Source organism: Propionispira arboris, from assembly GCF_900109225.1.
In the GTDB taxonomy this organism is placed as follows: Bacteria; Bacillota; Negativicutes; order Selenomonadales; family Selenomonadaceae; genus Propionispira; species Propionispira arboris.
The window spans coordinates 94628-115773 of the sequence record NZ_FNZK01000014.1; the positions used below are offsets into that span (position 1 = coordinate 94628).

General features: G+C 38.5%; 20 protein-coding genes and 1 pseudogene. 15 read left to right on the forward strand and 6 right to left on the reverse strand.

Annotation, left to right across the window (positions count from 1 at the left end; translation table 11 throughout):
* Positions 1-4 precede the first annotated feature (4 nt).
* The 4 genes from BMY14_RS13705 to pdxR all read left to right on the forward strand — a co-directional run bounded on the left by BMY14_RS13705 (position 5) and on the right by pdxR (position 6287).
* Positions 5-1828, forward strand: a complete 1824-nt coding sequence (locus BMY14_RS13705) for a Mu transposase C-terminal domain-containing protein (RefSeq protein ID WP_091832882.1) — start codon at positions 5-7, stop codon at positions 1826-1828.
* Entirely contained in the window at positions 1825-3075 is a 1251-nt protein-coding gene (locus BMY14_RS13710) for an AAA family ATPase (protein WP_091832885.1), read from the forward strand. Before BMY14_RS13705 ends, BMY14_RS13710 begins: the two co-directional genes overlap by 4 nt.
* Entirely contained in the window at positions 3072-4535 is a 1464-nt protein-coding gene (locus tag BMY14_RS13715; protein WP_091832888.1) for a TniQ family protein, read from the forward strand. Before BMY14_RS13710 ends, BMY14_RS13715 begins: the two co-directional genes overlap by 4 nt.
* A 366-nt stretch (positions 4536-4901) precedes the next feature.
* Complete coding sequence (pdxR, locus tag BMY14_RS13720; protein WP_091832891.1) at positions 4902-6287, forward strand: MocR-like pyridoxine biosynthesis transcription factor PdxR; 1386 nt, start codon at positions 4902-4904, stop codon at positions 6285-6287.
* A gap of 87 nt (positions 6288-6374) precedes the next feature.
* Here pdxR and rarD read toward each other — a convergent pair whose 3' ends face one another.
* From rarD to BMY14_RS13745, 5 genes and pseudogenes are all read right to left on the reverse strand, one after another.
* Positions 6375-7298, reverse strand: coding sequence for an EamA family transporter RarD (gene rarD / locus BMY14_RS13725; RefSeq protein WP_091832894.1), 924 nt, complete (start codon positions 7296-7298; stop codon positions 6375-6377).
* A gap of 258 nt (positions 7299-7556) precedes the next feature.
* Positions 7557-7736, reverse strand: a pseudogene (locus BMY14_RS21200) (integrase core domain-containing protein); the annotation flags it as partial.
* 174 nt (positions 7737-7910) lie between these two features.
* Positions 7911-8447 carry a flavin reductase family protein gene (locus BMY14_RS13735; protein ID WP_091832900.1) on the reverse strand — a complete coding sequence of 179 codons (537 nt, stop codon included), beginning with the start codon at positions 8445-8447 and terminating at the stop codon, positions 7911-7913.
* A gap of 14 nt (positions 8448-8461) precedes the next feature.
* Complete coding sequence (locus BMY14_RS13740) at positions 8462-8668, reverse strand: hypothetical protein (RefSeq protein WP_143063179.1); 207 nt, start codon at positions 8666-8668, stop codon at positions 8462-8464.
* A gap of 263 nt (positions 8669-8931) precedes the next feature.
* Positions 8932-9768, reverse strand: a complete 837-nt coding sequence (locus BMY14_RS13745; protein ID WP_091832904.1) for a DJ-1/PfpI family protein — start codon at positions 9766-9768, stop codon at positions 8932-8934.
* A 735-nt stretch (positions 9769-10503) separates the two neighbouring features.
* Here BMY14_RS13745 and BMY14_RS13750 point away from each other — a divergent pair.
* The 9 genes from BMY14_RS13750 to radC all read left to right on the forward strand — a co-directional run bounded on the left by BMY14_RS13750 (position 10504) and on the right by radC (position 16967).
* A complete protein-coding gene (locus tag BMY14_RS13750) occupies positions 10504-10833 on the forward strand; it encodes a hypothetical protein (RefSeq protein ID WP_091832907.1) in 330 nt (109 codons plus the stop codon).
* 131 nt (positions 10834-10964) lie between these two features.
* Positions 10965-11639, forward strand: a complete 675-nt coding sequence (locus BMY14_RS13755) for a hypothetical protein (protein ID WP_091832910.1) — start codon at positions 10965-10967, stop codon at positions 11637-11639.
* 174 nt (positions 11640-11813) lie between these two features.
* Positions 11814-11981 (forward strand): hypothetical protein, encoded by a 168-nt coding sequence (locus tag BMY14_RS20620; RefSeq protein WP_177177600.1) that lies wholly within the window; start codon positions 11814-11816, stop codon positions 11979-11981.
* 50 nt (positions 11982-12031) lie between these two features.
* Positions 12032-12502 carry a hypothetical protein gene (locus BMY14_RS13760; RefSeq protein WP_091832913.1) on the forward strand — a complete coding sequence of 157 codons (471 nt, stop codon included), beginning with the start codon at positions 12032-12034 and terminating at the stop codon, positions 12500-12502.
* A 617-nt stretch (positions 12503-13119) separates the two neighbouring features.
* Entirely contained in the window at positions 13120-14058 is a 939-nt protein-coding gene (locus BMY14_RS13765) for a DUF932 domain-containing protein (protein WP_091832916.1), read from the forward strand.
* A gap of 90 nt (positions 14059-14148) precedes the next feature.
* Positions 14149-15090 carry a YqaJ viral recombinase family nuclease gene (locus tag BMY14_RS13770; protein ID WP_091832919.1) on the forward strand — a complete coding sequence of 314 codons (942 nt, stop codon included), beginning with the start codon at positions 14149-14151 and terminating at the stop codon, positions 15088-15090.
* Between the two features lie 61 nt (positions 15091-15151).
* Entirely contained in the window at positions 15152-15880 is a 729-nt protein-coding gene (locus tag BMY14_RS13775) for a hypothetical protein (RefSeq protein WP_177177601.1), read from the forward strand.
* Between the two features lie 4 nt (positions 15881-15884).
* Positions 15885-16304 carry a DUF960 domain-containing protein gene (locus BMY14_RS13780; RefSeq protein ID WP_091832924.1) on the forward strand — a complete coding sequence of 140 codons (420 nt, stop codon included), beginning with the start codon at positions 15885-15887 and terminating at the stop codon, positions 16302-16304.
* Positions 16305-16358: 54 nt separating this feature from the next.
* Positions 16359-16967: a RadC family protein gene (radC, locus tag BMY14_RS13785; RefSeq protein WP_091832927.1), complete on the forward strand. Its 609-nt coding sequence runs from the start codon at positions 16359-16361 to the stop codon at positions 16965-16967.
* Between the two features lie 49 nt (positions 16968-17016).
* Here radC and BMY14_RS20625 read toward each other — a convergent pair whose 3' ends face one another.
* A complete protein-coding gene (locus BMY14_RS20625; protein WP_177177602.1) occupies positions 17017-17157 on the reverse strand; it encodes a hypothetical protein in 141 nt (46 codons plus the stop codon).
* A gap of 269 nt (positions 17158-17426) precedes the next feature.
* On the opposite strand from BMY14_RS20625, the gene BMY14_RS13790 reads away from it, so the two are divergent.
* Both BMY14_RS13790 and BMY14_RS13795 read left to right on the forward strand, forming a co-directional pair.
* A complete protein-coding gene (locus BMY14_RS13790) occupies positions 17427-17978 on the forward strand; it encodes a recombinase family protein (RefSeq protein WP_091832932.1) in 552 nt (183 codons plus the stop codon).
* A gap of 220 nt (positions 17979-18198) precedes the next feature.
* The gene (locus BMY14_RS13795; protein WP_091832935.1) at positions 18199-20880 is read left to right on the forward strand and encodes a DEAD/DEAH box helicase family protein; all 2682 of its coding nucleotides are present in this window, start codon (positions 18199-18201) and stop codon (positions 20878-20880) included.
* The last annotated feature ends 266 nt before the right edge of the window (positions 20881-21146 follow it).

Here is a 21146-nt window from a genome sequence, read left to right on the forward strand (position 1 = left end):
ATTGATGAAGAAACATGATTTGTTGAAGGAGGGTAACAACATTATCAGGGTTTTAGAGATACAGCCTAATAAAATCCTCATGATCGACTGTATCAAAAGAACAATGCCCATATGGGGAGAATCTTCGGTTTTGGATTCCTTTTCTGGCTGTACTGATGAAGTAATGAACCATGCTACAAATTTTACCGTCACTGATATTGAAAATCTGAATGCTGATCAGAGAAAAGCAATGTATGACCGCTATACGTTGATTGCCCCAATGCTTCCTTTTATAGCGGATGAAAGAATGCGTTCTAAACTTATTGGTTCTACAGCTATAGAACACAACATATCCAAACAGACCATCAGAAATTATTTGTGCTTGTATTTGGTCTATATAAATATAACAGCCCTTGTTCCAAGGCAGCGCTTAGATGATGATGGAAAGCTCACACAAGATGAAAAAAACATGCGATGGGCTTTGAATAAATTCTTTTATACCACGAAAAAGCAATCTCTTATGACTGCTTATACCATGATGTTGAAAGAGAAATATTGTGATTGTATGAGCATTTTGGGAGATATATATCCATCTTTTTATCAATTCCGTTACTTTTACCGTAAAACAAAGAAGATACAGAACTTTTATATTTCTCGAGATGGATTAAAGAATTACCAGAGGAATAATAGACCTCTTATTGGCGATGGTCAATCGTTTGCTCCTGCCATTGGCGTTGGTATGCTGGACGCTACTGTATGCGATATTTACCTTATCAATGATGCTGGCAATCTTGTGGGCAGACCCATTTTAACGACCTGTATTGACGCTTACAGCGGTTTATGTTGCGGGTATGTCTTATCATGGGCGGGTGGCGTGTATAGCCTTAGGGGATTGATGTTGAACATTATTGCGGATAAAGTCGCTTGGTGCAAACAGTGTGGTATTTCTATAAATGCAGAGGATTGGTCTTGTAATAAACTTCCTGCTACGTTGGTCACGGATATGGGGAGTGAATACAAATCTGAAAATTTTGAGCAAATTGCAGAGCTGGGCGTTAAAGTAATTAATCTCCCCTCATATAGACCTGAATTGAAAGGCATGGTGGAAAAATTCTTTGATGTGGTTCAGTCAACCTATAAAAAGCACCTGAAAGGCAAGGGGGTGATTGAGCTTGATTATCAGGAAAGGGGAGTACATGATTACAGGAAAGATGCTTGTTTGACCATGGTGGATTTTGAGAAAATTATCCTTCATTGTATTATCTATTATAATGCCCAACGAATAATTGAAAAATTTCCTTATACCGAATCCATGATTGTCGAGAATGTAAAGCCCCATGCAAGCTGTATTTGGAACTGGGGTAGATCTCAAATGGGAGCTAATTTGATTGAAGTAGGTGCTAAAGAGCTTATACTTACGCTATTGCCAAGAGTCATAGGTAAATTTAGCAGGTTTGGTTTGAAAGTGAACAAAATGCGTTATCATTGTGACGGGTATACAGAGCAATATCTCAATGGTGGTGAAGTCATGGTTGCCTATAACCCAGAGGACGTTACTTCTGTATGGCTATTGGAAAATGGAATATATACTAAATTTACCATTATTGAATCCAGATTTGAGGGTAAAGATTTGACTGCTGTACAGAGTTTACAAACAGCCCAGAGAGCCATTGCAAGAGGAGCCAAGCCGGATAATCTACAGGCACAGGTTGGTCTTGCGCGGCACATTGAGACTATCACTGACAACGTTGGAGGCAGTATTGATGTAAGCATTAAAAACATTCGTGACACCCGGAAACGGGAGCAGAGTAAACACCATAGAGACTATATGAAAGGAGCCAAACCATGACAAATTTTTCAGACATCATCAATGTTCTGCCTCGTATGAAGTCGGGAACTGATTTGATAACAGCATTGGAAGTATTGCCTAAATATAATCCGGCAAGCTGTAATGCGGATGCTCCCGTCAGGCTTATGGCGTTATCGGATTTATACAGGGTGTATATTCCATCACAAATGTCGCTGGAAATCTATAGCAAATTGTATTTGGCTCTTTTGCGATCTATGCAGAAGAAGGGAACGAAGTTGGCAATACAGCAGCAGAATCAAAACTATAGAGCTATCATACAGCAGGAATATAGCGGCATCATGGGCGGCTCTGACAGCTTTACGATTATTGGAACATCTGGTATCGGTAAGAGTTCTGCTATCAGCAGATCCATTAACCTGATTACAGAGAATCGAGTAATTGAAGTTGATAATCCCTATACGCATGTCGTTCCGAGTGTGATTGTGCAATGCCCGTTCGATTCCTCAGTAAAGGGGTTGCTATTGGAAGTTCTGCGTAAAGTTGATGAAGTTTTAGACAGCAAATATTATCAGAATGCTCTAAGAGCAAGAGCTACAACCGATATGCTCATTGGTTCTGTAAGTCAGGTTGCTCTTAATCATATTGGTATGTTGGTAGTGGACGAGATTCAGAATGTAGCCAACAGTAAAAACGGCAAAAGCTTGATTGGGGCTTTGACGCAGCTTATCAATAACAGTGGAATTAGTATCTGTATGGTTGGCACTCCTGAAAGTAGTAGGTTCTTTGAATCGGCGATGCAACTTGCACGACGTTCCGTGGGATTGCAGTATACGACTATGAGCAATGACAAATATTTTCAAGATTTCTGCAAGGTCATGTTCAAATATCAGTATGTGAAGCAAAAAACAGAAATTACGGATGGAATCCTTGCATGGCTTTATGAGCATAGCGCCGGAATTACATCGGTTGTGGTAGCTTTGATTCATGATGCACAGGAAATCGCAATTTTGAATGGCAAAGAAATTTTGAATCTGGAGTCTTTGAACGAAGCTTATGAACAGCGGCTATCTCTGCTTCATGGCTATATTCAGCCGTCTATTTCACATGGCAAACAGACCTCTAAAATCAAGAAAAAAACGCCGATCTCTACTGCTATGGTTACTCAGAATAAAATTTCAGATGATCGTATTCGTATTGCTGATTTTGTTGTCCAAGCTAAGAATGAAAGTATAGATATTGTGCAGCTTTTAAAGTCCAATATGCCTGTAGTGGAGGTAGCGGTATGATAGCTTATTTCCCTGCTGCATATCCAGATGAGCTACTTTATAGTCAGCTAGCACGGTACTATACGAAATCAGGATATATGGCTTACAGCTTTGCGGCTGAAGAACTGTTTGTATCAAAGACTGTACGTCCAGATATGGAGTTTATCAATAGTTATACTCCTGCCGCAGTACAGGCTATAACAAGAGATATATCCATGGAAGCAGTCATTGAAAAGCATACTATGTTCCCTTGCTATGGGCGATTTTTGCCGAAAGAACGCAGACAAAAAGCATTTCAATCATTGGTATCTATGTTGGGGAATTACTATAATCTCTTGCCGATACCTCAAAGCAAGAATGGCAAAGTTCATTGTTTACGCTACTGTCCGGCTTGTGCAGCTCATGATAGAGAACAATATGGAGAAGCATATTGGCATCGGATACACCAGATAATAGGAATTCATGTTTGCCCAGTTCATCGGTGTTACTTGATGGATAGCAGTTTGATGATCAGTGGGAAAGCTACGCCATCTTTCAAGACAGCCGAGGAAATGATACCACAATCGGAATACTGCGTATCTACAGATAATGAAATTGAAATCCGCGTAGCTGTTTATATGGCAGAGGTTTTTCAGGCTGATGTTGACATCGATTCATGTGCTACGGTTGGTGATTTTCTTCATTCTAGAATGGCCAATACCCAATATCGGTCTGTACGTGGAGAGCAGCGTAATATTGCACTCTTTCATGCAGATTTTACAGAGTATTATAGGAACTTGTCCCAAAACTGGTTTACGGAATTATGGCAGACACAGAAGGTGCTGACGAATAATAGAGTGAACTTCTATGAAATCTGTCTCATGGCTATGTTTCTTGGTATTACCACTGATGAAATGGTACATATGGAACTGCCAGAAAAAACACAACAACAGCTTTTTGATGAAGCGGTTTACAGACTTCATGAACAGGGTCTGAAGTATACTGCAATTGCAAAAATTCTCAGTGCTCCATATGTAATTGTTAAGACCATCGGTGAACGGAAGTATGGAACTTATCATAAGCCAACTAAAGCGTCACTCAAAAGCGGCGCGAAGCCTCAAAACTGGAATCAGATTGATGAGAATACACTACCACTTGTAAAAGAAGCTATCAGCCAGCTGCAGGGCGATGGAACAACCAGACCTAAAAAGATTACTACTTTTACTGTTGAGAAAATCTTACATCTTTCCAGTAAGAAAATATCTTTGTATCTACCAAAATGCCTTGCTGAGATACAGCGGCATGAGGAATCACAGGAGCAATATTGGGCTAGAGAAGTAGCTTGGGCTGCACGTCATGTAAGAGATAGTGGTGTCACTTTGACATGGCGCAAGGTAAGGGATTTAACGAACATACGCCGTAGAGATTTTGAAGCTTGTCTGCGGTATATCCCTGAACATGCAGATATTGAGCTTGTTGAACAGATACTACCCCTGCTGTAAAATAGTCAATGAGTGTATAAGAATGGTGAATATATTGAAAACATTATAAGTTGTTAAAGCATTTTATCTTTCCTTTTTATGCTTCGTTTGTGGAAAAATAATTTTGATGGTAAAATAAGCCGGTTAGGGTGAATAGCTTTTCAAGTATCTTGACAGCCCAAAGATTCCATAAAGACATGTATTCATTGGCAGTGGCTGTAACATAGATTCTATCTCTCCATTTAATAATAAAAAATCTTATCGGATATATAACTAAACCATAAAAATTGGCTCTGACACTCTTTATGGTACAGAGAAAGCTAAACCTGAAACTTTGTGCGATAACCGCACAGCAATTTTAATTAGCAATTTCTAAAGGAGATTAAAATGTACTTATTAGTTTCAAGTAGTAAAAAGCCACTATACCAGCAACTATACCAGCAGATACGTGATAAAATTCTAAGCGGTGAACTCAGTGAGCAGGCTAAACTGCCTTCATGCCGACACCTTGCGACTGAACTTCATGTTAGCAGAAATACAGTGGATACCGCTTACCAGCAACTTTTATCTGAAGGTTATATTGTTGGCAAAAGCCGTAGCGGATACTACGTAGAAACAATTCCCAATACTAAATATTCTGTTTCTACAGAAGTTGCTCCAGATACTACTGCCGAATTGCAATTGGACAGAATATTATACGATTTTCGGTATGGCAATCTGAGCCAGCAGGCATTTCCATTTGCACAATGGCAACGATTAACTAATTTCTGTTTGAAACAATACAAGGAACAATTTATGAACTACGGCGACTTGAGAGGTGAACCTGGATTACGACGAGAACTGACAAAATATTTGCATGAATATAGAGATGTCCAATGTACACCCGATCAAATATTGATTACTTCAGGAACTATTCAATGCCTTAGGCTTATTTGTCAGCTTATCAAAAATGAAATAGACACCGTAGCCATGGAGGACCCCGGTTTCTCCGATGCTCACTCAGCTTTTACCAACCGCGGTTTTCATGTCCCACTAGTTCCGGTAAATTATCACGGTCTCAATGTTAAAGCCTTACGGAACACCACTGCTAATGCTGTATATGTGACACCCTCACATCAGTTTCCAACGGGACGAACTATGTCGATAGCCCGAAGATTACAGCTTATTGATTGGGCCTATGAACGGAATGCTCTGATTATTGAAGATGACTATAACTGTCATCTTCGCTATGATGTAAAACCAGCACCGGCTTTACAAGGACTAGCACCAGATAAAGTGATTTACATTGGCAGCTTTTCCAAAATCCTTTCTCCCTCATTAAGAATTGCTTATATGGTATTGCCGAAAAACGTAGCATTGTCCTTACAGCAAAAAAACAAAAATTTTTCTTGTTCAGTACCATTCATCATTCAAAAACCGCTAGAGCTCTTCTTACAGGAAAATCTTTTTGAAGGTCATTTGCGAAAAATACTTCGCCAGTTTAAGAAAAAAAGAGATATTTTATTACGTGCACTACAAAAGCACTTCGGCGAAACTATTACAGTGTCTGGAGAAAATGCCGGTATTCATGTTCTACTAGATTTAAACCAACCGATATCTTCAGCAATTTTGATTGACAAGGCACTTAAGGCTGGCATATATCTTTCTAGCAACAATATCTGGGTAGAATCTTCGCCCAGTAAAATGGGGCGTGTTCTCTTGGGTTATGGGGGCATAAAAGATGAGGATATCGATCCGGCCATTCGTTTATTGCGCCAAATTTGGCTTAAGTGAGTTGATTTAGTTTATCTCCCAACGAGAAATCAACTCTTCTGAGATCCTTTTCACCTTACGTTTCTTTACCCCTTAATAGCACGTCCTTTAACGAACAAAAATCTTTGCCAATGATTTACCTAAGACAGCAAAAAAGGAAGTCTTTGCTAAGGAGAAAATTAACAGAGCGAGCCAAATGCAGGAAAAGGAAATAAAATGAACCGACGTAAATGTCTCCTGATAAAGAAAGATACCAAGCAACAATGTTAAAGTGGGTGTTACATATTGGATCACCCCTAAAATGCTAAAAGGCAATTTATTGGCGCCCTGGGCAAACAATAATAAAGGGATTGGCGTTATAATGCCTGTACCAATTAAAAAGAATGATGTTGGCGTAAACGAAAAAGAAAACGAATGCTCACATGTTGTTTCTAAATACAATAAATAGGCACAAGCGATTGGAGTTATCAGCATCGTCTCTAGAGTGATCCCCGTAATTGGGCGCACCATCACCATTTTTTTACATAATCCATATAAAGAAAAACTGCCAGCCAGCGCTAAAGATGCCCAGGGAACAGAACCAAAATTCCAAGTTAAGTAACCGACAGCAGCTCCGGCTAACAAAACAGCAAGATTCTGCCAACCATTCAACCGCTCGTTCAATACCCCTACACCTAATAAAACATTTACAAGCGGGTTGATATAATAGCCAAGGCTTGTTTCAATCATGTGGCCTTCATTGACAGCCCAAATATAAACAAGCCAATTCAAACTAATTAATAGGGCCCCGCAAATCACGACAAATATTTTCTTAGGCGAAGATACAATGGCTTTCACTTCTTCGATAAACTCCCGATGACGACGAAGTAAAAAAATCAAACAAATCATGAAAACTAAAGACCAAAGAATGCGGTACGCTAAAATATCTGGTGCTGAAACGTCCCTTAGCAGTTTCCAATAAACAGGCAAAACGCCCCATATAACATAGGCGCCCACAGCCGCAACTAATCCCGAATTATCTTGTAATTTCATAAAAACCTCCATCCTGCCACTACTGTCAGCGACATAAATAGTAATGAAAAATGGCGTGCGGCTTCACTACTCTTAGGAAGAAGATACACTAAAAAAGTATGATAAGGTAAGTCATATGTTGCACTGGTTTTCTTAAATCAGTATAAAAGCCAATGCAAGAACATCTTTCAAACACAAACAAGTAGTTCTGTAGTAGTCAAGCAAATTTGTAACACTTGGTGATAAACTTTTATGCCGCCATCCGGGCAGCGTAAGGAGTCAAACCACCATTATATGAATGCGGTTGTATTTACCATATATGAACTGGTATATTCCATGATCAAGTGACTCGATATCTTTGAATTTTCGCAGATTGAAATACTCATTTTTCAGCGTATTGTAGAAACGTTCCATTGGTGCATTGTCATAAGGACAGCCTGCATGGCTCATGCTTTGCTGGACATGGTTCTGCTCGCAGAATGGAATTTTTTTGTGTGCGCGTTTCCAACATAGGTAGATGCAAATGCGTTGGCTGCAGCTGCAATGACCAGTACCAATGCGGTTAAGACAATCAATACTCTACGTTTGGTAAACATGAGACCAGCTCCCTTATTAAAATTATTTTATGAGCCTTTATTCGATGATGTATGCACGTACAATTTCTCCATAGTATGCGATAGAGACGTCTCTGTTGGAACCATGGAATGAACCATCAACATCTTGCGGATAGCAGTTAGCTTGATTCTCGGGTGTCATAGCTTTTAAATCTTGCTTTTGCTTATATACCACCTTGCATTCTAGTGTTAGTGGAAGTTCTTTGATACCTGGAACCGTGATTGCGAAGGGAGATTCTAGCGTTAGGCCCAATTCCTTGATTTTATCGGTTTTATAACCACTTTTGGTTCCGCAGAAACCAAGGATTTTCTTGTCATAGTCACCATAGGGGATATTGACTGTGAATTCTCCATTTACATCTAACTGTTGTCTAGTGAACCGTCCCTCACGAACAAAAGTGATGAAGACTGGCTTGCGCCATTCAATCCCGAACATGCCCCAGGATATTGTCATGGAATTCACTCGGTTATTGGCTTTTGTTGTGACTAGGACACCTTCTTGTACAGCCTGCATGATTTCTTTTGTGTAATCGAAGACATTGATTTCTTTTTTCACGGTATTGTTCCTCCTTAAATTAAACTGTCTTTAAACAGTATCGCTAAATCGGGATATTTTCCGGCTTCGATATCTGCCGTTAGTTCTGGATCATATTCTGGATGTAGAACCCATTTGCGAACACGTTGTGCGAAGAACTTGTCTTCGCAGGGGATGGAAGGGCGGATATAGAAAAGAGCTTCTTTCTCAGTATCTTTCAAGCTAAATTTTCGTTTCATCATTTTAGTATAACAGGTCATTCTATAATACCGCACACTAATTATTGCTTTAATTAAGTGTTAAATGTGTGCTGATTCAGCCAATGTTTTCCTCCTCACCTATTGATAGAAGGAAGCTATACTACGAAGTGGTTTACACTATTTTCACTATCAAGTTACGACCTGTACTGAGTAAACAATTCCAGGGAGAACAGGATTTACTGTTCTCCCTGGAATTACAAACTATTTATATAAGCTTGGGTTTCAGGAGCATAGCTAATCTCTATCTAGAATAATGATTCAATCGCCGCTACTGGACATAGTTTGGCACACGGACCTATACCGACACAACGTTCAGGCTGAATCATGAATTGGTTTTCGCCTTCTACAACCGCACCAAATGGACAAACCTTCATACATTTACCACATTTGATACATTTATCAGTAATTGTTCGATGCACAGGTAGTCCAGACAACCGCCTTTGTACGCTTTTCCAAGCCTCACCATATTCCAATATTTCACCAGCTTTAAAAAAAGCATCCCGCCCAGCTGTTTTATAGGCAATATGCATTGCTGCATCGTACCCAGCCGTAACGCCAGCTGCCGTGATAATCCGACCGCTATCAATAAATCGCTCATCTTTTTTCAGCGTTATTGTAGGATCAATAGCCAATAAAGCATCAAAAGCAAGATGATGTGTTGTAGCCGATGACTCTTTAAGTAATCCTGCCTTTGCAAGTAATAAAGCTCCGCTACACACAGAGAAGGTAATCTCTGCATTTTTGCTCTGATTTTGTAGCCAATCAATTACATTTGGATTAGATAAAAGCGCCTCTGTTATTCGACCGCCAGGAACAACTAATATATCAATCGCGGGGCAATCGCTAAAATCATATTCAGCCTTAAACACTAATCCCCCCGCGCTAACATGTATATCTTTTTTAGTCTCGCTGACAGTAAAAACGTCATACATGGCATGTGGTGTCTGATATAGCGTGGTTTGCTTTTCAGGATGTCCGGAATCTACAGCAGTAAATACATCATAAGGTCCAATGAAATCGGTTGGCTCAACACCATCAAACAAAAATATGCCTACTTTCAAGAACAATTTATTGTTATCCATAACTTATAACCCCCAATTTTTATTATCCGTGCACGTGATAGTTATATTAAAGCATGTAAACTATCTTTCGTAAAAGGGCCAGATTTGAAAAAAGGAAAGAGGCCAGTCTTTGAAAGTCAATATCAGTGACTCATTACATCAATATTATGCAAATTCGTAAATAAACTGGCAACTCATAAGATGTCATACTACCTGCTTTAAATTTGTCCGCAATAGCAAAATTAAATCATATTGATATCCCAATACCTAAACCAATAACTTCTATGATCGGCCATCTGTAAATGGGAGCAAGGGGTTAAGAGTTTTACTAGTACTGAAATGCTTTACCGAAGGGGGGGCTTGTTTATTTCTTTATAAAAATAGTTTAATAAGCGAATTTCAGAGATTTAATCGTTTGCCTCAACCTGGTCTATCAAATGAGCTGTATCCGAAATGATATATTATTTATCTGACACCATAAGAATCCCCGTGCCTCAACTGGCATGGGGATTCATTTTATATGAAGGGGGAAGAAAATGGTCCTGTTAGAACGATTGCATGTGTAAACGATATCGCTAATAATCTTTTGTGAGAAGATTTCCTAAAGGTTCCATTTTAAGAGAAATAAATGGAACCTTATTTTAGTTCCGAAAAAGGAGCGTTTTTGGGATCATTAAAAAATCCTGTTTGCGATTTGAATTGAGGATTTTGTCTTTGTTATAATTTTAATAATCTGTATGAAAGGAAGGCAATCTGGTGATTAATATTAACTTTGATAATATCAACGATGATCTTGTGTATGATGCCTTTGGTGTTGAAGGTAACGAATCTGATGCACTTAACGATAGCTACCTAGAATTATTTGAGCTTATCGGTAAAGATGCGATGCTAAAATTGTTCAAGCATTTTCGCGGCGATAAGATAGATTGCCCTATGCGCTTATATAGCCCGGAATTTATTGCAGACCTTGCGAAGCCTGTAGCAGATAGGCGTGAGCGTGCTAAAATTGCAAGGGCTGGGGGATATTCAGCCAAAGTAATAGAGGGCATATTAAATAAGCGTAAGAAAGAAAACGAGGTTGACTAAAAAACACGGTTCTTATTATTGACAGAAGCGGTTTAGTGAGAAGGTTAACGGTGATACCAAATAAATTGGCGTTGTTATTCGCGCAGGCGATAAAATAACAAATATAATATGTGAAAAGGGGCAAAAGAATAATGAAAAAAACAACTATACTTGCAATGGCAGCAGTTACTATGCTAACAACTAGCGTCGGGTTTGCTGCACCGCTGGATGATTATTCAGCAGGAAAAACTCAGGTAGATCTTACTTGGAGACAATCCGATGTCAAAGCAGAAGGTGATTCCACTGCTGGTGATTTTAATAAAAAAGGTAATATGGAATTTGGGATCACTACCGGCTTAGGAAACAACTTTGCATTGCAGTACAACAATTTCAATGGCAAATCCAAAGATACTGATTTCACCAATGGTGGTGGGGAATTCAGTGCGGCAGCAACCCTTAAAATGCAAGAATTCAATGTGCTTTATAAGGTGGATAAAAATCTGTCTGTATACACTGGCATCACTTCAGTAAAAGGTAGCTTTGATTCCACAATTGGTAATTCTGAAAGTGATACCAAAAACAAGTTACAATTCGGCGTTATCGGCAGCACCAAACTTGGTGATAAAACAACCGCATATGCAAAAGTTGGTGTTGCATCAGGAATGACAAATTGGAAAGTCGGTGTATCACAGGAAGTTGCTCCTAACCTTGAATTGAATGTGGATTATGGTAGTCTCAAGGTTAATAAAATGGCATTCAACAATGGCATGGGCGATGTTGATATGACAAGCAAGGGCTTGGGTTTTGGGATTAGCTACAAATTCTAAAATACCAGCTAGTTAGCGTATATCTATACCAATAGAAAAAGTAACCTTGGTCAATTCGTTGGCTAAGGTTACTCTTTTATATAGTATTTAAAATGTCTTCTATCGAGATTTATCGTTCTTATAGTAAATTGAAAAAGTTGAAGATTATCATAAATTATGGAAAGGGTGTTCGTTATGAGTATTCGCTGGGTACCTGAATGCAAGTGGTGTGAAAAAAGAGATATGGTGAAAATATGTTCAACGAGAAATGACAAGAAGCCAAATGAGTTACCAGAGGTTATGAATGGAATTTGTAAAGCTTCCCCGAATGGCAGGCATGTAGCTGTTTGGGTAGAACACTAGGAACAATCAGGCCAAGTGGCAGAACGGCCTTTAACTGCTGGAGACTATTTATGAGGAAAATTGCAGTTGCCATTATGGGGATTGTCATGATGATGGTGGCTTCCGTGGCTTTTGCCTATCCGGGCCATCTTAATGGAGATGCAAATTACATCTTGTGCGATGGACATATGGGGGGAGCGTATTATGTTGACCGTAGTTCTTTGGTTGTGGAAGAATATAAACCGCCGGTTTATATCATTGCTGTTAACGTTGTAAGCGTACCTGATGCCGATCGTGGCAAGACGAAAATATCAAATGTAAAAACATATCATTTTATGTATAGATATGATCAACGAAATATGTATGTTCCCATGGAAGATCCAAACTCCGATTTGGATTGGCGATACCTTAACCCGAGTGGAACCTATGCAGAAACAGGCGTTGCCATGCCAGCAGGTGAAATAGCTTTTTACTTGGCGTATAATATGCGTTTCTATGGTGAAAAAGGCGATTTTAAAGATTCATTTTATGACAGAATCTAAATATAGGGAACAGAGTGACGGTGGTGTTCCATCGTCACTTTATTTATATTATGGGAGATGATTTTATTGCAAGTAAATAGTGATAGCCTTATGAGTTTAAAAGGTGGAAATACATGGAGTTTCAAGGCGAGCGTGAATAACGCCAGAGTAACTGACTATGAATTTTCAGGAATAGACTAATTTGTTAATTTTAGCAAGGGGGGGAAGCGCCCTCCTTTTATTTATTTTACCTTACATCTTTAATACAAATAACGTCGTTTTCAAATGAAGATATTGCAAATATTGAAATGTATAAAGATGGAAGATTGAAATCATAATAAAATAATCGAATAACCTTAAGCTTCGCCTATATATTATGAATTTAGAATATATTAGAGGGGGCGTTTTATTGTTGAAGAAGATAATAGATATGGTGTTGTTAGCAGGTTCTGTTATAATTGCTGTAGCAAAAGCTATTATTGAACAGGAGAAATCGCAAGAGAATAGGGAAAAAAATTCATAATCGTATAAACAGAGGGCTTTCCGTGTGGAAGCCCTCTGTTTATGTTTTCGTGTAAGAAAAATCAAGTTCTTCATATCAATTAAATGATAAAGCGATATAAAAGGAGATGTTTTTAATGTCAGCAAATGTAGAAACTATGTTTTACACGAGGGTAGCCCCTTGGCACGGCCTGGGAGTTCGTGTCGAATCTGCTTTAAACTCAAACGAAGCAATTGAACAATCGGGTCTCAATTGGAATGTCATTCAACGTCCGATCATGACCAGTAACTATACACCTATTCCCGGTTACAAAGCAAATATCCGTGATATTGATGAAAAAGTTCTCGGTGTGGTCACTGACCGCTATAAGGTTGTCCAGAACGCAGAAGCCTTTGCCTTTACAGATTCCTTATTAGGTGAAGGGGTACGTTATGAAACGGCAGGTGCTTTGCAAGGCGGTCGTAAGATTTGGCTGCTTGCCAAACTGCCGGATAAGTACATCATTGAAGGGGAACAAATTGAACCGTATCTTGTATTTAGCAGTTCTCATGACGGCAACGGTGCTATTAAGGTAGCGATGACTCCAGTGCGGGTAGTTTGCCAGAATACACTCAACATAGCCCTGTCCTCGGCTAAACGTATTTGGTCAACGGTTCATGTAGGTGATTTAGCTCACAAGATGGATGATGCGCATAATACGCTTTTATTAGCAGAAAAGTATATGGGAAAACTCGGGGCAGAATTCTCACGACTATCTAAAATTAAACTGACAGATGCTAAGGTGATGGAGTACATTGACATGCTACTGCCAATGAATGATAATCCTACTGACATCCATAAGAAAAATATCAGTAGGATTCGGGAGGATATGAAGTTACGCTATTTCGATGCACCGGATCTCAAGGGCTGTGTTGGCAAGAACGCTTATCGGTTTATCTGTGCAGTATCAGATTTTGCTACGCATAGCCAGCCGCTTCGGGAAACTGCCAGTTACAGGGAAAATGTATTTGCTAAAACGGTAGAAGGCAATCCGTTGATTGATAAAGCCTATGAACTTATCCAAGCAGTTGCATAATCCCATCGATAGACTCAGATTAAGTACAGGGTATGTGGTGAATAATTTACTGCATATCCTTATTTTATTATGTAAAGAGAGGTGTACTAAATGGCAGTTATTTTAGCGTCAACGGAGAATATGCCCTATGACGAGTGGCTTGACTGGCGCAAAAAAGGGATTGGCGGTTCCGATGCTTCTGTGGTTTGCGGAATCAATCGTTATAGATCACCGATAGAACTCTGGATGGACAAAACCAATCAGATCCCTTATCAGGAAGCTGGAGAAGCCGCTTATTGGGGAACGCAGCTTGAAGCCTTAGTTAGGGCTGAATTTAGCAAGAGGACAGGGATTGAAGTTAACCCAGCAAATCAGCTTCTGCAAAGTGAAGAACATCCGTTCATGTTGGCAAATTTGGATGGCGAATGTACCCATCCGACGCATGGGAAATGTGTATTTGAGGCAAAAACAGCTTCCGCTTACAAAGCCGGAGAATGGGACGATGCTATACCGGATGAATACATGTTGCAAGTTCAACACTATATGGCTGTTACTGGATACATGGGAACTTATATTGCTGTTTTAATTGGCGGAAATACCTTTCGATGGAAATTCATTGAGCGTGATGAGGCATTGATTTCGATGTTGATTCAACTAGAATCCGCTTTTTGGAAACAGGTTCAAGAGGTTGTTCCTCCGCCGATGGATGGTTCAGAAGCAGCGGCTAAATTTCTTAGTGAACGTTTCCCTAATAGCGTATCTAAGTTAAAGATTGAATTACCAAATACCGCGATTGAACTCATCCGGCAATATGAAGTCGCCTGCGACAATGTCAATCAATATGCTGAACAGAAGCAAGAAGCGGAGAATATCTTAAAGCAAATGTTAGGCGATAATGAAATTGGTATGGCTGATGATTGGGTTGTCACTTGGAAAAGCGTATCTCAGGAACGCTTGGATGGAAAGACATTGAAAGTTGAACATCCAACTCTTTATAAAAAATATGCAAATAAAACATCGTATCGTCGATTCTCGGTAAAAGCAGCTATGTGAAAGGACGAATTATATGAATACAACAAAACTAAAAGATCGATTAGGTGGGAAATTACAGGCCATGCAAGAACCTAAGGAAGAAAGGAAGATTTTAACTATGCCTAATAAAACAGCAGTAGTTCCGGTCAATTCTGACTATATTGCGTTGACAAATAATGCACTGGATATTATCAGGGAAAATCTGAAGAATCAACCATTGTCATACCAACTCTTTGATATTATTAAATCCCCGTCTGGAGGGGCAACGTCATTTACGGTGCCGGGGCTAGCTGGAGACGAAATATATAAAGAATTGACAGGAATTGTGCTTGATTATGCGACCCCTCGTGCTTATTGGGATACACCTGACCCGGTTGAGGGGACGCCTCCGGTATGCTACAGCCCGGATAGTTTGATATCGCATGAGGGGAAACCTTGCAACCGTTGCCCGTTCAATGATTTTGGCTCAAAAGATGGTGAGTCCAATGCAAAGGCTTGTAAGGAATCCGTGACGATTTTTCTTCTCCGACCAGATAACATTATGCCGATCATTATTCGGGTTCCGGTATCAAGTAAGGTGATATTCCAGCGTTACATGACAAGGTTAATCGGAAAAATGATGCCGCTCTGTGGGGTGGTTACGAAGATAACGTTAGAGAAAACAACCAATAAAACAGGGCAGCCTTATTCGCTGTATAACTTTGAGGCGATCAACATCCTCAGTCCAGAAGAAACTGTGAAAGCTAGAACTTTTGGTCAGCAATTTATGGAGGTAGTTAATACCAATGAATTAAATCAGGAAGCTGGGTAATTGAATGAGCCTAGCCTATTTATATCAAAAAATATGTGTCCGTTTTAACTTGAAAAGTAAAATATTGCAGCAGGGAGATACTACTTCCGGTTGCATACTTCTTAAGACAGGAGAAAACATCATGTTTACCAACAAAAGATATATTACGTGCGGAATTTCAAGTGCAATTCCAGAGGAACTCCAACTTGCGCTATGGAGTATGATTGATAACTTTAGAGCTAGCACAGATATCGAAGTAGACTATTTGCAAATTTTTAGTCTATCCAATCAGAAGGGGAAGCAAAAAATAATACACAGGCAAGAAGAGCCTGTGTATTATAACGAAATAGTAGTTGCGTTCATATGGAATCCTGTAGAAAATGCAAAAATTTTTGTTGTTGATGATGGCGAACATTCGACCATGATGTTAGCCGAAGAGTATTAGAAGAAGCCAGCCTTGTTGTAATTCAGGGATGGTAATTTATTTTGGGAGGAGTGCATGAACACGGAAGAAATGAGATCATTATTAGCGGGGTGTTTGCGTGAAAGTTCTAATGGCTATGTTGTAGATGCTCTGCTTGAGAATTATCCAAATGTTAGCGAATTAATGAACGCTAATGAAAAAGAAATCAGCAGCATTAAAGGGATTGGCGTAGTAAAAGCGAAGCAGCTTAGCGCGATACTGGAATTTGTTCGTAAGGTATATACGCCGGATAAAAATAAGCGCATTTTTATTAAAAGTCCTCAAGACGTATTTAATTTAGTACGAGCTGATATGGAGTTTTTGCAAGTTGAGCATTTTGATGTGATTGGCCTATCAACCAAGAATCACCTCATTTTCAAAGAAAATATTTCGATTGGTTCATTAAATGCCACCATCGTTCATCCACGTGAAGTGTTTAAGGGGTTGATTCGAAGATCATGTGCTGCTTGCATTTTCGTTCACAACCATCCAAGTTCAGATCCGTTGCCAAGTGATGAAGATATTTTGCTTACGAAGAAATTAGTTGAGTGCGGCAAACTTATTGACATTGAAGTTCTTGACCATGTGATTGTAGGTGCTATTGGTGGTGGCTATATTAGCCTCAAGGAGGAGGGCAAGATGTAATTGGCAGATCGAGATACTACTATCAAAAAAATAGATGGGTTAGTCCCTTCTATTTTTTATCCTGGGTTGCCAGTGCCAAATAAAGGTCTCTGTAAAATTTATTCAGTGGTACAACATAATTGGAAATTGTTAAAAGTTTTCTGGCTAACCCCATAGGAAGCTTTTTTCCACGAAATATGATGAATTTCAAAATAACATCCCCCACTAACAAGTATTTCCATTTATACCTCATAATATATTATCGTAGAAGTAAAAGATACGAGAAGATTAAATTAGGAGCAATATTTATTTTGCGGATTATAAAGGGGTGGAATTAGCAGTGATTTTTAATCGTTTTACCAATAGGGCTGTCTTTAGTAATGGCACATGCCAAAAATCCCAAAACAGCTCTATTGGGACACTTTTTCAATGTGCCATTAGACTGTAGTCTAATGGCTTATTTTTAATGGAGGAATTTGTATGAAGATAGGATATATTCGTGTAAGCACAGCAGAACAAAATACGATTCGCCAAGAAATTCTATTAAAAGAGCTTGGCGTTGATGAAATCTTTATTGATAAGGCCAGCGGTAAAAATACCGATAGACCAGAGTTGAAACGTATGCTTACCTATGTCCGTCAGGGTGATACTGTTATTGTCGAATCCATCAGCCGCTTTGCCCGTAATACACGAGATCTGCTTGACCTCATTGCCCAGTTGACTACCAAACAGGTTGAATTTATTTCTAAGAAAGAAGCCATAGATACAACAACACCGACTGGGAGATTTATGCTGACGATATTCGGAGCCGTAGCAGAACTGGAACGTGAATATATTTTACAACGACAGCAGGAAGGAATCGCTATTGCCAAAGATCTAGGAAAATATAAGGGGCGTAAGCCTATTTGTCACCCGGAATTTGATAAGGTTGTGGCTATATGGAAATCCGGCAACATGACGGCGGTTGAAGCTATGCGAAGATTAAACATGAAACCTTCTACGTTCTATCGGAAGGTAAGGAAAATCAAATAGATAAATTATCTGTAAAAAAATTTATATTTTACAAGTGAAATCTACAGTAATCCCAGTGTTAACATAGTGGGAGTCTACATTCCTAAAATAAGCATAAAATCCCTCAGAAAACAAACGTGTAAAATGGAGGGCGGCTCAAAACCGTCCTCTATTTTTTTACAATATTTTTTGTAATTAACTCTTACAAGGAAATAAAAAAATTTCCTGAGGAGTTGAAATTATGTATAAATTTAATAGCGCAAGAGTCTGCTGGGACAGAAAATATCAGGAGGCAAAACCTACAGGAGAGGTAGCCGCAATTATAAGCAAAAGAATTGGCTATTCTACGATGAAATTAACGCTGTCAAATATTGAGAACTTCGTCTATCGTGTTGGTTCTTTAGGGCATACTTTCTGTCCTGCTACTTTTAAAGATGGTAAACGTAGTAAGGAGAATTTTGAACAGCAACAACTAATTGCTTTGGATTTTGATAATAAAGACTCGAATAATTGTATTTCATTCAAGGAAATCAAATCTCGTGCCGAGGATTACGAACTACCAATTCTATTTGCCTATGATACATTATCTAGTAAAAATCACAACAAGTTCCGAGTAGTGTTCTTGAACGATGTTTCTATTACTGACAGAAAAGTTGCAGAAGCTACACAACTGGCTATCGGTACTATGTTTCCTGAAGCTGATACAAGTTGTTACAAGGATGTATCAAAAATGTATTATGGTGGTAAGCAAATACTTTACTATGATAAAAAAACACCTGAGATCAACGTAGAATCAGTTTTTAGAAATTTATGCTATTATTTGAAAGATAAATATAAAGCAAACCACTACAAGGGGAAAATAACTAACTTCTCCAAGACTACAGGTATTGCATTAAACAAGAATGGTTTGTTGGATGTTATGGTAATGGGTAATCCGACAGAATATCCTTGTGCAACTATATTAGATGAAAAAGGGAAAAACTCGCCAAGTTCTATTATATATAGTAAAAACTTATCAAGTATAAAAGCTGTTGGCGAGAATTTCCCAGAAAAATATTATCGTATAAATTTTAGCACCAATGACTCTTCTGTCGGTAAAAATAATAACAGCAGATCTTCAATAAATCATAAATCATATAGATCAGCTGATATAAAGGATATAAATCAGAAGTGTGAGTTGTTTAAAGAGTTTGAATCTGGTAAAAGAAGATTGCATCATAAAGAATTATATGGAATTTTAACAAATCTCCTTCAGGTAGAAACAGGTTCCCAACGGTTTGTTTCTATTCTATCGAAAAACCCCGCTTTTTATTCTGATAATAAGGAAATTTGGGAAGGACGCCATATTCCATATATGAAGCAACATGATTATCGTTCTCAAAATTGCAATGATTTTTGTCCTTATCAGAGCAAATGTAATCATGGCACCAGCATTCTGTCTACAGTTTGTCCTAAACGAGGAATGATAGAGAAAACACCCGGCTATAGCGAGATATTTCACCCTTTAGAAGAAGTCCAAAAAGATACTTATAATGCTATCAGCAAAGCTTATTGTGCTAATAATAAACAATTTCAAATTGTAAAGGCAATGACCGCAGTGGGGAAAACAACTAGCTATCTGAAGTTGATGTCAGAAAATCCAACGGATAGATTTTTAATTGCTGCACCAACGAATCTCCTAAAAGATGAAATCTACAATAAAGCGGTCAGGATGAATATAGCAGTCAGTAAAACTCCGTCTCTGGAACAGATAAAAAATGAAATACCCAGTAAAATATGGAATCGCATCCAACGGATGTATAGTAGTGGACTGCATTGTTCGGTACACCCTTATATCAATGAAATATTAAAAAAGAAAGACATTCCCTGTTTGAGGGAATATCTGAAAGCGCGTGAAGAATTAAAGACGTTTGACGGAAGTATTATCACCACTCATCGTTACTTGCTAAATATGGATGAAAAACGACTTAGAGAATACGATGCCATCATTATTGATGAGGATATTATTTTTAAAAGTGTCATATCCAATCAGGGTGAGATAACAGTTTCAAACTTAAAAGAGCTGTTAGAGAAGACCACGGATAATCGGCTATTCAATAAGATAACTGAGCTATTGAAGCACGCTAAAATACAATCATGTATTGAAGTTGACAGCTTTGAATTAGATGACGTTGATGATGGGGACAATGATAAGTCAATACTTTTTGATATACCATCATTTTGTTTAGCAGAGCGATTTTATTTACGCAAGGCATCAAAGGAAGAAAAACTAAAAGAAGATACTGTCGCATTCCTAAAGCCTGTAACGTTTAAAAATGTAAAATATATTATGGTTTCAGCTACTGTCAATGAAGATATATGTCGTAACTTTTTTGGCAAGGATAATGTAAGCTTTTACGACTGTAAGAGAGCTGAATATAAAGGTGAGTTGTATCAATATCCCCGTAAATCTATGAGTCGAACTTGTGTAGCAAATAATGTCGGTATTATGCAGCGATTAATGAAACGCTTTGCTATTGACGAAGATAAAGTTATAACTTTCATGAAACAAAATATAGGGTATTTACATTTTGGAAACACCGAAGGCAGTAATGCCTTGGAAGGGGAAGATATTCTTGTTGTAGGAACACCATATCATGCAGAATTTTTGTACAAACTAGTAGCTTTCACAATGGGAATTGATTTTGATGAAAAGGAGGAAATGACAGCACAATTTGTAACGCATAACGGCTATCGATTTTGGTTTACGACTTTTAAAGATGAAAATATGAGAGCGATTAATTTTTGGATGATTGAAAGTGAATTGGAACAAGCCGTGGGTCGAGCACGGCTTCTCCGAAATAAATGTAAGGTGAAATTGTTTTCAAATTTTCCTCTGTGCCAAGCCAAAATGATTTGTGACTTTGATTATGAAAAAGATTAATGTGAGTCTACTATAACGGTGCAGTCATTTGATTGTGCCGTTTTTGATTTTATTCTTCAATTAACTAAGTGTTGGTGTGAAATCATGGTTTTACCTTAATGCGACGAATAAATTGACCATTAAAAATCACTGGGAACGCCAGTCGGTGGCATTGTCGCAGCGCGCTTCATTAAAAAGAAAACCATTTATAACAATAGTGTAAAAAATAATTACAATCGGAGGAATTAACATATGTATCTAAATTATGTTATTGAACTTTCTATGGT

What these genes read in the sequence shown, in the direction of transcription:
- BMY14_RS13705 (WP_091832882.1), top strand. Translation starts at nt 5, where the DNA reads ATGAAGAAACATGATTTGTTGAAGGAGGGTAACAACATTATCAGGGTT.
- BMY14_RS13710 (WP_091832885.1), top strand. Translation starts at nt 1,825, where the DNA reads ATGACAAATTTTTCAGACATCATCAATGTTCTGCCTCGTATGAAGTCG.
- BMY14_RS13715 (WP_091832888.1), top strand. Translation starts at nt 3,072, where the DNA reads ATGATAGCTTATTTCCCTGCTGCATATCCAGATGAGCTACTTTATAGT.
- pdxR (WP_091832891.1), top strand. Translation starts at nt 4,902, where the DNA reads ATGTACTTATTAGTTTCAAGTAGTAAAAAGCCACTATACCAGCAACTA.
- rarD (WP_091832894.1), bottom strand. Translation starts at nt 7,298, where the DNA reads ATGAAATTACAAGATAATTCGGGATTAGTTGCGGCTGTGGGCGCCTAT.
- BMY14_RS13740 (WP_143063179.1), bottom strand. Translation starts at nt 8,668, where the DNA reads ATGATGAAACGAAAATTTAGCTTGAAAGATACTGAGAAAGAAGCTCTT.
- BMY14_RS13745 (WP_091832904.1), bottom strand. Translation starts at nt 9,768, where the DNA reads ATGGATAACAATAAATTGTTCTTGAAAGTAGGCATATTTTTGTTTGAT.
- BMY14_RS13755 (WP_091832910.1), top strand. Translation starts at nt 10,965, where the DNA reads ATGAAAAAAACAACTATACTTGCAATGGCAGCAGTTACTATGCTAACA.
- BMY14_RS20620 (WP_177177600.1), top strand. Translation starts at nt 11,814, where the DNA reads ATGAGTATTCGCTGGGTACCTGAATGCAAGTGGTGTGAAAAAAGAGAT.
- BMY14_RS13760 (WP_091832913.1), top strand. Translation starts at nt 12,032, where the DNA reads ATGAGGAAAATTGCAGTTGCCATTATGGGGATTGTCATGATGATGGTG.
- BMY14_RS13765 (WP_091832916.1), top strand. Translation starts at nt 13,120, where the DNA reads ATGTCAGCAAATGTAGAAACTATGTTTTACACGAGGGTAGCCCCTTGG.
- BMY14_RS13770 (WP_091832919.1), top strand. Translation starts at nt 14,149, where the DNA reads ATGGCAGTTATTTTAGCGTCAACGGAGAATATGCCCTATGACGAGTGG.
- BMY14_RS13775 (WP_177177601.1), top strand. Translation starts at nt 15,152, where the DNA reads ATGCAAGAACCTAAGGAAGAAAGGAAGATTTTAACTATGCCTAATAAA.
- BMY14_RS13780 (WP_091832924.1), top strand. Translation starts at nt 15,885, where the DNA reads ATGAGCCTAGCCTATTTATATCAAAAAATATGTGTCCGTTTTAACTTG.
- radC (WP_091832927.1), top strand. Translation starts at nt 16,359, where the DNA reads ATGAACACGGAAGAAATGAGATCATTATTAGCGGGGTGTTTGCGTGAA.
- BMY14_RS13790 (WP_091832932.1), top strand. Translation starts at nt 17,427, where the DNA reads ATGAAGATAGGATATATTCGTGTAAGCACAGCAGAACAAAATACGATT.
- BMY14_RS13795 (WP_091832935.1), top strand. Translation starts at nt 18,199, where the DNA reads ATGTATAAATTTAATAGCGCAAGAGTCTGCTGGGACAGAAAATATCAG.